Annotated in this window: 10 protein-coding genes; 9 read left to right on the top strand and 1 reads right to left on the bottom strand. The window is 31.4% G+C overall.

Annotation, left to right across the window (positions count from 1 at the left end):
- The first annotated feature begins 343 nt into the window (after positions 1 to 343).
- From priA to BR82_RS0113200, 8 genes are read left to right on the top strand one after another with little or no spacing between them, the layout of a single operon-like run.
- Positions 344 to 2,542, top strand: a complete 2,199-nt coding sequence (priA, locus tag BR82_RS0113235) for a primosomal protein N' (RefSeq protein WP_034865111.1) — start codon at positions 344 to 346, stop codon at positions 2,540 to 2,542.
- 11 nt (positions 2,543 to 2,553) lie between these two features.
- Positions 2,554 to 3,807: a 16S rRNA (cytosine(967)-C(5))-methyltransferase RsmB gene (gene rsmB, locus BR82_RS0113230; RefSeq protein WP_027090575.1), complete on the top strand. Its 1,254-nt coding sequence runs from the start codon at positions 2,554 to 2,556 to the stop codon at positions 3,805 to 3,807.
- Position 3,808: 1 nt separating this feature from the next.
- Entirely contained in the window at positions 3,809 to 4,837 is a 1,029-nt protein-coding gene (gene rlmN, locus BR82_RS0113225; RefSeq protein WP_027090574.1) for a dual-specificity RNA methyltransferase RlmN, read from the top strand.
- Positions 4,837 to 5,574, top strand: a complete 738-nt coding sequence (locus BR82_RS0113220; RefSeq protein WP_027090573.1) for a Stp1/IreP family PP2C-type Ser/Thr phosphatase — start codon at positions 4,837 to 4,839, stop codon at positions 5,572 to 5,574. Before rlmN ends, BR82_RS0113220 begins: the two co-directional genes overlap by 1 nt.
- Position 5,575: 1 nt before the next feature.
- A complete protein-coding gene (pknB, locus tag BR82_RS0113215; protein ID WP_027090572.1) occupies positions 5,576 to 7,519 on the top strand; it encodes a Stk1 family PASTA domain-containing Ser/Thr kinase in 1,944 nt (647 codons plus the stop codon).
- 11 nt (positions 7,520 to 7,530) lie between these two features.
- Entirely contained in the window at positions 7,531 to 8,388 is an 858-nt protein-coding gene (gene rsgA / locus BR82_RS0113210) for a ribosome small subunit-dependent GTPase A (RefSeq protein ID WP_027090571.1), read from the top strand.
- Complete coding sequence (gene rpe, locus BR82_RS0113205) at positions 8,381 to 9,022, top strand: ribulose-phosphate 3-epimerase (RefSeq protein WP_027090570.1); 642 nt, start codon at positions 8,381 to 8,383, stop codon at positions 9,020 to 9,022. The genes rsgA and rpe overlap by 8 nt, the downstream gene beginning before the upstream one ends.
- Positions 9,019 to 9,618, top strand: a complete 600-nt coding sequence (locus BR82_RS0113200; RefSeq protein ID WP_027090569.1) for a thiamine diphosphokinase — start codon at positions 9,019 to 9,021, stop codon at positions 9,616 to 9,618. Before rpe ends, BR82_RS0113200 begins: the two co-directional genes overlap by 4 nt.
- A gap of 148 nt (positions 9,619 to 9,766) precedes the next feature.
- Here BR82_RS0113200 and BR82_RS0113195 read toward each other — a convergent pair whose 3' ends face one another.
- Complete coding sequence (locus tag BR82_RS0113195; RefSeq protein ID WP_027090568.1) at positions 9,767 to 10,252, bottom strand: PTS sugar transporter subunit IIA; 486 nt, start codon at positions 10,250 to 10,252, stop codon at positions 9,767 to 9,769.
- 305 nt (positions 10,253 to 10,557) lie between these two features.
- Between BR82_RS0113195 and BR82_RS15920 the strand changes: the two genes are divergently transcribed.
- Complete coding sequence (locus BR82_RS15920) at positions 10,558 to 11,148, top strand: PTS transporter subunit EIIC (protein ID WP_027090567.1); 591 nt, start codon at positions 10,558 to 10,560, stop codon at positions 11,146 to 11,148.
- Positions 11,149 to 11,279 lie beyond the last annotated feature (131 nt).

The raw sequence follows: 11,279 nt of genomic DNA, 5'->3' as shown, positions 1-11,279 counted from the left end.
TTATGGTATTATCAGATAAGCAGGGGGATAAAGGAGATATTGAAATATGCACACAAAGGGATTAAAGAATTTCAGGGAATAAGAGAGAAGAAAGAATATGTACAGCTGGAATTGAAGCTATGAGAAGAAAGGTAATGATAAATAAAAAAAGTCATGAAAATGACACTTTTTTAGCTTGAAAAAAATAACACAAAAACAAAAAACAGGTGAGAAAAATCATGAAGTTAGATATAAATATTAATCATTTTTAAAAAGGCACTTGAAAAACATGCAAAATAACGAAACTCAAAAGACTTTGATGATGAAGTCTCTTTTGTTTTATGATAGAATAGGAAAAACGGAGATGATAACAGTGTATATTGTAGAAGTATTAGTCGAACATCCAACTCATGCTTTAGATACAACTTTTGATTATTTATCTAAAACTAAAATATTAACTGGTGTGCGGGTTGCGATTACTTTTGGGACTCAAAAAATAATTGGATATGTAATGGCATCTCATTATAGTGAATTAACTAAAAGTGAATTAGAGCAGGAAGCAGGATTCAAATATCGTTATATAAGTGAAATTATTGATGAAAAGCCGCTGTTAAATCAAGAATTACAAGAATTATCACTTACTTTAGCTAAATTGACTTTAGCACCGCGAATCAGTTGTTTACAAGCAATGTTACCAGCTCAGCTAAAACCAAGCACTAATAAAAGTGTTGGTATTAAATATCAAAAGGTAATCAAAGTTATTAATGAAAATGTTAAAACACCTAAGCAAAAAGAAGCTCTTGCTTATTTAAAAGAAAACAATGATACAACTTTAAAAGATTTTCCATATAGTCGAGGATTACTTAATAAATTAGTCGAACAACAGGCTGTACAAATTGTCGATAAAGAAATTTATCGAGATCCTTATTCTGGGAAAATAGAAAAAGAACCTGAATTTTCTTTGAATTTAGATCAACAAAAAATCGTTGACGGCATTATCGCTAAAAGTGATTCTTTTCATACTGCATTAATTCATGGCGTAACCGGTTCGGGGAAAACAGAAGTATATTTACATTTATCAAAATATGTAATCAATCAAGGGAAGACAGTTTTAATGCTGGTTCCAGAAATTTCTTTGACACCAATGATGGTCGATGTTTTTAAACAGCGCTTTGGTAAAAAAGTAGCTATCATTCATTCTAAACTTTCTTCTGGAGAAAGGTATGATGAGTATCGAAGAATTTTAAATAATGAAGTAAAAATCGTCGTTGGGGCAAGAAGTGCCGTATTTGCACCTTTAAATAAAATTGGTTTGATCATTCTTGATGAAGAACATGATCCAAGTTATAAACAAGAAACGAAACCGCGCTATCAAACGATTCAAATTGCCAGGTTGCGTGGACAATATCATCATTGTCCAGTTGTTTTAGGAAGTGCTACTCCTTCATTAGAATCATACAGTCGGGCTTTAAAGGGTGTTTATGATCTTTATAATTTGCCTAAACGAATCAATCAATTTCCGTTACCTGAAATTGAATTAGTAGATATGGCTAAAGAAATCAGGGATAAGAACTATTCTTTGTTTTCTAGAGAAATGAAAAAAAGAATTGAGAATTGTTTGGATAATCAAGAACAAGTTATCCTTTTATTAAATAAACGTGGTTATGCCACATATATTCGTTGTCTTGATTGTAAAGAAGTGATAAAATGTCCTCATTGTGATGTGACTTTGACATATCATAAGCATGATCACAAATTAAAATGTCATTATTGTGAGTATCAAATGGATATGCCTGCAAGCTGTCCTAATTGTAAAAGTCATTACTTAAAACCTATAGGAATTGGAACCCAAAAGGTTGAAGAACAGTTAGAAGCAGCTTTTACTAAAGCAAAAGTAATTCGCTATGATGTGGATACTACCAGGAATAAAGATGGACATCATAAGTTATTAGAAAAATTTGCGAGAAAAGAAGGCAATATTTTATTAGGAACGCAGATGATAGCTAAAGGCCTGGATTTTGAAAATGTTACGTTTGTTGGGGTTTTAGATGCGGACATAAGCCTAAATATTCCTGATTTTAGGGCTAATGAAAGAACTTTTCAGCTGTTGGAACAAGTTTCTGGAAGAAGTGGACGAGGGCGAAAAAGAGGAACTGTCTTGATTCAAACCTATAATCCTGAACACTTTGTCTTACAATGCGTAAAAAATCATGATTATCTAGGTTTTTTTAAAGAAGAAATGAATTTTCGGAAAATGGCTCATTACCCGCCGTATGTTCATTTAGTTAGTATCTTGATTCAGGGACATGATGAATCCATAGTAATTCAAAGTGCTGATCAAATTAAAACTTATTTACAAAAGCAGTTAAGTAAAGTAATGATTTTAGGACCAGCAAATAGTTTAATTTATCGGATGCATGATATTTATCGCAAACGAATCATGATAAAGTTTATTAATAGTAAGGAAATATATCCAGTATTGGAAAAGATGAGCAGATTTTATAATAAAAATGGGACTAAAATAAATGTTGTGTGTGATTTTAATCCCTATAGTCAAATGTAGAAAGGAAATTTATGGCAAGAGCAGTTGCATTAGAAGTTTTATTAAAATATTGGAATGAACAGAGTTATTTAAATATAACTTTGAATGAATATTTACAAAATAGTGATTTATCAAGAAATGATAAAGATTTAGCGACACGAATAGTGTATGGGACGATTCAAAATAAAATATATCTTGAATATCAATTAGAACCGTATATTAAGGACAAGAAAGTTAAAAATCGGGAAAGATTGATTTTGTTGATGTCATTATATCAATTGATATTTTTAGATAAAATACCATCATATGCAATTATTGATGAGGCTGTGAAACTGGCTAAAAATAAAAATTTATATGCTGGTAAATTTGTTAATGCCATTCTTAGAAACTATCTTCGAAACGGTAAAAGAAATATTGATGAAGCCGATGAATTAAAACGATTATCAATTGAAACCAGTCATCCTTTGTGGATGGTAAAAATGTTAAGTAAACAATACGGTTTAGAAGTGACAAAAAAGATTTGTTTTCATGATAATATGCCCCCAGTTAGAGCGGCAAGAGTCAATACACTAAAAATAAATAAAGAAGAGCTATTGAAAGACAGCGCTTTTAAAAAGGGAAATCTAGCTTTAGATGCTGTTTTATATGAGGCTGGAAATATTGCTGATACAAAATATTTTAAAAGCGGATCAGTGACGATTCAAGATGAATCCAGCCAGCTTGTAGCGCCGTTATTAGATCCGCAAAAAAATGAGTTGATATTGGATATGTGCTGTGCTCCTGGAAGTAAAACAGCTCATTTAGCGGCATTGATGGAAAATAGTGGCAAGATCATTGCTTATGATTTGTTTGAACATAAAATCAAATTAGTTAATGATAATTTAGTACGTTTGGGGATAACTAATGTAGAACTACATGTCAAAGATGCGACAACTTTGAAAGATGATTATCCAAAAGAAACGTTTGATAGGATTTTATTAGATGCGCCATGCAGTGGTTTAGGGGTGATGAAAAGAAAACCGGAAATTAAATATCATGATTCTACAGTGATGGATACGCTGATCCCTTTACAAACAAAATTATTAGACAATGCCTACTATTTATTGAAAAATAATGGTAAAATGGTATACAGTACTTGTACTATAAATAAAAAAGAAAATGAACTGATGATAAAACAATTTCTTGATAAATATCCAGATATGCGGATAATTGAAGAAAAGAAGATTTTGCCATATGTTTATGATAGTGATGGTTTTTATATGTGTAAATTAGAAAAAGGAAAATAAGATGAAAAATATTTATGATTATTCTTTAGAACAGTTAACTGAATATTTTGCTTTAATAAAGCAAAAGCCATTTAGAGCAAAACAAGTGTTTAGCTGGCTTTATCAAAAAGATGCTTATCAATTTGATGAGATGTCAGATTTATCAAAAGAACTTAGAAATAATTTGAAAGAAGAATTTAGATTTGATGTTTTAAAGATCAAAGAAAAACAAATATCTAAGGACGGAACAATTAAGTATTTATTTGAATTACTAGACGGAAGTTTGATTGAATCAGTATTAATGGTTCATGATTATGGTAAGTCTTTATGTGTAACAAGTCAGGTAGGCTGCAACATGAAATGTAAATTTTGTGCCAGCGGACTGCTTAATAAACAGCGAAATTTGACACCGGGAGAAATGGTTGCTCAAATCATGAAGGTCCAGCAGGATATAGCACAGCGAATAAGTCATGTAGTTGTAATGGGGACTGGGGAACCGTTTGATAATTATGATAATGTGATGAGTTTTGTGAGAATCATCAATCATCCCCATGGTCTAGCGATCGGAGCACGACATATCACAATTTCTACTTGTGGTTTAATTGATGGTATTAATAAATATAGTGATGAAGGTATTCAAACTAATTTAGCGATTTCTTTACATGCTCCAAATGATGAGATCCGTAATCAATTAATGCCGATAAACAAAGTGTATCCAATGGATGATTTACGAAAAGCAGTTAGTGATTATATTAATAAAACTAATCGGCGGGTTACTTTTGAATATATTTTGTTGAAAGATATCAATGATGATATTATCTATGCTCGTCAGCTTGCTCATTATTTAAGAGGGTTAAATGCTTATGTTAATTTGATTCCTTATAATAGTGTTGATGAACATGGCTATCAGCCTAGTTCTAAAGAACAGGCCGAAATATTTAAAAGCGAATTACTCAGATTACATATAAATGTAACGATGCGTAAAGAACATGGGCGCGATATCGATGGTGCTTGTGGACAGTTAAGGGCTAAAAGAAGTGAGGTGAAATAATGAACTATTATGCAAAAACTGATATCGGTAAGGTGAGAAGTAAAAACCAGGATCAAGCAGCAGTAATCGTTAATACAAAAGATCAAATCGTTGCAGTTGTTTGTGATGGGATGGGTGGTCACCGTTCGGGAGAAATAGCTTCGAGAGTAGTAATTGAACATGTGGTAAGCTGTTTTAATTGTATTCCGCCGTTTGATAATGTTGATGAGGTAAAAAAATGGATAAAGGAAACGATAATTGAGGCTGATATTATTGTGAAAAAAACAGCGATGCAAAATATTGAGCATCGTGGTATGGGGACGACGATCGTTGTGGCAGTTTTTATGGATAATATGCTGTACATATCTCATGTTGGCGATAGTCGTGCATATGTTTTGAAAAATGATAATTTGATTCAGGTAACTAGAGATCATACTTTAGTTAATGAATTGATTAAACGTGGCGTGATTAGTGAAGAAGAAGGAAAAAATCATAGTCAAAAACATGTTTTGATGCAGGCAATCGGTGCCGATACTAAAATAGAACCTTCATTGATTGAATTAGAATTTGCAAATAGTTTATTATTACTTTGCAGTGATGGTTTATATAATAGTCTTGATGAAAGTAAAATAATCGAGGTGTTAAGAAAAGATATAAAGGTTCCTTATATGGTAAATGAATTAATTGATTTAGCTAATGAAAATGGTGGTTATGATAATATTGCTGTAGCTATTATTGATAATAGGGGAGGTAAATAGGATGTCAAAAATAATTGCAGAACGTTATGAATTATTAGAGCTTATTGGTCAAGGTGGTATGGCGGATGTTTATTTAGCTAAAGATATTATTTTAAATCGGACGATTGCGATTAAAATTCTTAGAACAAGTTTAGCTAAAGATCCTATTTATGTAACAAGATTTCAACGTGAGGCTAGCGCAGCAGCAGCACTTTCACATCGAAATATAGTTGAGATATATGATGTCGGTGAAGATGACGACAAATATTATATTGTTATGGAATATATCCCGGGGACAACTTTAAAAGAGTTGATTTTAAAGCGTGGTGCTGTGCACGTTGTAGAAGCAATAGACATTATGAAACAGGTAGTTAGTGGAATTGCTAAGGCACATCAGTTAGGGATCATTCATCGCGATTTAAAACCGCAAAATATTTTAGTAACTGATAGTGGGGTAGCTAAGATTGCAGATTTTGGAATTGCATCTATGCAGTCATTAGCACAGGTGACACAAACGGATGTAATTATGGGATCTTTACATTATTTGGCACCAGAGCTGGCACGTGGTGAAAAAGCAACAGTACAAAGTGATATTTACGCTTTAGGAATCGTTTTTTATGAACTGTTACGTGGTGAAGTTCCTTTTAACGGTGAATCTCCAGTAAATATTGCTTTGAAGCATATGCAGGAAGATCTACCTTCGTTATTAGAATTTAATCCTTCAATTCCACAATCAGTCGAAAATATAATTATTAAAGCGACTGCTAAAAATTTGAATGATCGGTATAATAATGCAAATGAAATGCTGGAAGACCTTAATACTTGTATGGATCGTTTAGATGAGGAAAAACTTAAATTTACTTATGATAGTGAGCCGGAACCTACGATAGTCCTTGATTCTCGTTCTGTATTTAATACTGGAAATACAGCGGATATTCCGCCGGTAAAAGAAGCAATAAAAGAGGCTAAAGAAGAAAAAGGGTTAAAAAAATTAATTACCAAATTTAAGGGATTAAGTACTAAGGCTAAGGCGGCAATTATCATTGGTACAATATTTGTTGTTGCTGTAATTGTATTTGCACTTTATGTTAATATCCGGCCAGATACAAATTTAATGCCTGATCTCGAGGGAAAAACACAAAAGCAGGCAGAAGAATTGTTAAAAGATTATAAAGTGACCATTAGTGATGATATTATTGAAGAATTGTCTGATGAATATGATGAAGGTAAGATTATTGAAACAGATCCTAAAAAAGGAACAACAATAAAAGAAGGGGATGTTGTTAGGTTAACGATATCTAAGGGTAAATATATTGTTGTTGATGATTATGTAGGAATGGATGTTGAAAAAGCTGAAAAAGCTTTAGATAAATTAGGATTTGATGTGATTATTGAATATGAGGTTTCTTCAAAGACTAAAGGCACTGTAATTGACCAAAGTATCGATGAAGGTGAAAAAGTAGATCCTACTGAGAAAGAACGTGAAATCACATTAACGGTTTCTAAAGGAAATTATATAGTTATTTCAGATTATGTAGGAATGGATGTTGAAAAAGCTAAAGAGGCTTTGGCAAAATTAGGATTTGAAGTAATTGAAGAGACAGAAGAATCTGAAAAGCCTCAAGGAACAGTAATAAGGCAAAGTTTACAAGAAGGGCACAAAGTAGATCCTGATGAAACTGATCGAACAATTACACTGACAGTTTCTGGTGGCCTTAAAATAGAAGTTCCTAATGTTGTAGGAATGGAAATCAATGCAGCAAAGAGTCGTTTAGAGAGTAAAAACTTTAATGTTGTTCTCAACAAATTATCAACTGATTCATTGAGTGAAGATGAAATAAAAAATATTACTATTAATCGAGTAATAAGACAAAGTCCAGATGCTTTTAGTACAGTTGATAAAAATGGTGAAACCATTACATTATATTATTATGATTCAAAACCGGAAATTTCTACAGATGATTAAGGAGGAAATTAATGTCACAAGGTAGAATAATTAAGGCGTTATCAGGGTTTTATTATGTTGAAGATGGTGATAAAATAATTCAATGTCGGGCAAGGGGTAAATTTCGCAAGGACGAAATTAAGCCCCTTGTTGGTGATTATGTTGAATATCAAGATAACTATATTATGAAATTATTACCAAGAAAGAATTTTCTAATTCGCCCACCAATTTGTAATGTTGATCAGGCTTTAATTGTTAGTTCATGTAAAGAGCCGGATTTTTCTTCGATGTTATTAGATAAATTTCTATTAGTGATCGAACATTTGCAGATTGAACCAATAATCGTTATATCTAAGATAGATTTAGGTGACAAAGAAGTAAAAAAATATATCAAGGATTATCGAAAAGCAGGGTATCGCGTTTATGAAGTGAGTTCGAAGAATAACTTAGGAATCGAGGAATTAAAAACTGTGTTTAAAGATAAAACAACAGTGATTACTGGGCAAAGTGGGGTAGGAAAAAGTAGTTTATTAAATGCTTTGGATATTAATTTAAATTTAGAGACAAGCGATATTTCTAAATCATTAGGACGCGGGAAGCATACGACAAGACATGTTGAATTAATTAAAATGTATGATGGATATATTGGGGATACACCAGGTTTTTCTTCATTAGATTTAAATATAAAACCTGAAGAATTAGCTATTGCATATCATGATTTTCAAGAGTATAGTCATAAATGTAAATTTAGAGGTTGTTTGCATGATAGTGAGCCTGATTGTGGTGTAAAACAGGCAGTAGCTGATGGCATGATTTCTAAAGAGCGTTATGAGCATTATCTAATGAATTTACAAGATACGAAAAAGAAAGAGGAAAAAAAGTATGGTTAAAATAGCACCTTCATTATTGTCAGCAGATTTTACTTGTTTAAAAGATGAAATTAACAAAATAGAAACAGCTCAATGGATTCATTATGATGTGATGGATGGACATTTTGTTCCTAATATCTCATTTGGTCACAGTATTTTAAATGATGTAAGTAAAATTACAGATATGTATTTGGATGTTCATTTGATGATCAGTGAACCAGCAAAATATATTGATAATTTTATTGCTAGTAAAGCATCTTTGATTGTTTTTCATTATGAGGCAGTCGTTAAGGAAGAAGTAGATAACTTAATAGATTATATTAAAAATCAACATGTTGATGTAGGAATTTCAATCAAACCGAATACGCCAGTAGAAGAGATACTGCCTTTTTTATCAAAATTAGATTTAGTGCTGGTAATGTCGGTTGAACCAGGCTTTGGCGGACAGGAATTTAATCCTATAGCCCTTGATAAAATATCCACTCTAGCAAAATTAAAAAAGGATCATCAGTATCATTATTTAATTGAAGTAGATGGCGGAATAAATGAGATTACTGCAAAACAATGCCGTCAGGCTGGAGCTGATGTTCTTGTTGCTGGCAGCTATATTTTTAATAGTGATGATTATGCAAAGGCAATTGAGTCATTAAAATGAAAATAGGAATTTGTAGTGCTTTAGCTAAAGAGCTTGATCATTCGTTAAATTATATAGGTGTTGATCGTGGTGTTGAGATTTTAATTGAACAAGGAATAAGACCGATTTATGCAATTGGTGATTTTGATTCAATGGAAAATCAGAATTTATTAACGAAATTAAAAATAGAGCGGCTGCCAACTAGAAAAGATGTTACCGATAGTCATGCGGCAGTGGAATATGCTCTTTTACAAGGCTATGATGAAATTGATATTTATGGTGTAACCGGTGGGCGCTTAGATCATTTTTTGAGTGCGATGTGTTTATTGGAAAAATATCAAAACGTAAAAATTAGAATTGTTGATAGTCAAAATATAATTGAACTTTTAAAACCGGGTAAACATAAAATTATGAATGAAGGTTATAAATATTTTTCTTTGTTTGCATTAAAAGATAGTTACATTGATATTAGTCATGCCCAATATCCTTTACATAATTATTATTTAAAACATGATGACCCACTATGTGTATCGAATCAAACGATTGAAGATTTTGCATATGTTATTAATAGTAATATTATTATTTTGATTAGATCTAGAGATGAGCAAAAGTATTAATAAAATAGTAAACGAAAAAATGGTAGTTTTGGAATCTTTTTAAAGCTGTCAAATTGGATGAAAATGTAGATTAAATAATATTTTTTGTATCTTTTATAATAAAAAAGAATAAGATTATATCAATGGATATAATCCTATTCTTTTTTTGTTAACGGTAAGTATAAATGGTTTTACCAGCTTTAATTGATGAAGCAGTCGTCATTGCTTTGATAGGATGATTATAATGATTGCATATTACGATAGGAGTAATAATTTTATAATTATATTTTTTTAATAATTCTTCACTTAATGTAACAATAGGAGTTCCAACTTTTACATGATCGCCAACTTTGATTTGATATTTGTAGTTAGCAGCATTAGGTTTTAATAACTGGATACCAATATGAACTAATATTTCTACACCATCAGGTGTTAAAATTCCAAAAGCATGTTTTGTTGGAGCAATTACGCTTATTATTCCTTGACAGGGTGCGCAAATACAGTTTGAAGATACTTCAATTGCTAAACCATCGCCAATTAATTTATTGGCGAATGCTTTATCAGGAACATTTTGTAAGTGAACGATTTTACCGCTAACAGGTGCACATATATGATTTTTTTTATTTAAAGTTATTATTTTTTGGATAAAAAGCATTCTATTTCGTTCCTCCTTATAAATATATTAAAAGGCATTAGCTGTCAAAAAATAACTGCTAATGCCTAATTTAATAGTAACATCACAATTAGATTCTACCTTGTAATCTTAATAATGTCAACTTAATTTTGGATTACTAAAAAAATAAAGTTGGAGAGATGTTATCAATTGCTTACCTTATTTTGGATTATTATTTTGGTTGACAGATTTTGATATTAAAGGTTATAATTTTACAAAGATGCAGAGATGATCAATCTGCAATATTTTATTTTGGGACGATTAATTTATAATAAGGTAGGGAAATGATGAACTATATTCAACGTTTAGGAAAATCTTTGATGTTACCAGTATCAATAATGCCGATAGCAGCATTATTAAAAGGAATTGGATATTGGATCGATCCAGTCGGTTGGGGGAGCAATAACTGGATATCAGCGTTTTTGATAGAATCTGGTACAGCAATAATTGATAATTTACCATTATTGTTTGCAGTTGGGATTGCAATTGGTATGACTCGTGAAAAAGATATGACAGTGGCGATTTGTGCAGTTGTTTGTTATTTGGTTGTCGTAAAGATTTTATCGCCTGAGGCTGTTTCTTTAATTAGAAATATCCCAATAGATGAAGTGCCATTAGCTTTTCAAAACACAGCAAATACTTTAGTTGGAATAATTGTTGGTTTACTTGTAGCTTTTAATTATCAGCATTTTTCAAAAACTAAATTGCCATTAGCTTTATCTTTTTTTAGTGGGAAGCGTTTTGTACCCATTGTACTAAAACGCTACGCGTTAGCTCAATTCTTTCTTTATGTTTTCTATATTTTTTTGTTTGCCATCTTTCTTATGATGGCTTTTTTTATTTATAATTTAGTTGTCATTTTATACAGAAAGGACTGATTAACTATGAATACTAAATCTATAAATGACAAAATCAAACAATTTCCTATCCTTAATGATGTTAGGATCGCTCTCGATTTAAAAAACCTTGCCGATAAAACTATTATCAATTATATGGACGGTATCGCTCG

The sequence above is a fragment of the Thomasclavelia saccharogumia DSM 17460 genome (assembly GCF_000686665.1).
Lineage (GTDB): Bacteria > Bacillota_I > Bacilli_A > Erysipelotrichales > Coprobacillaceae > Thomasclavelia > Thomasclavelia saccharogumia.
Note: the sequence above shows the minus strand (reverse complement) of the source record. Positions and strands in the feature narration are given on the sequence as shown.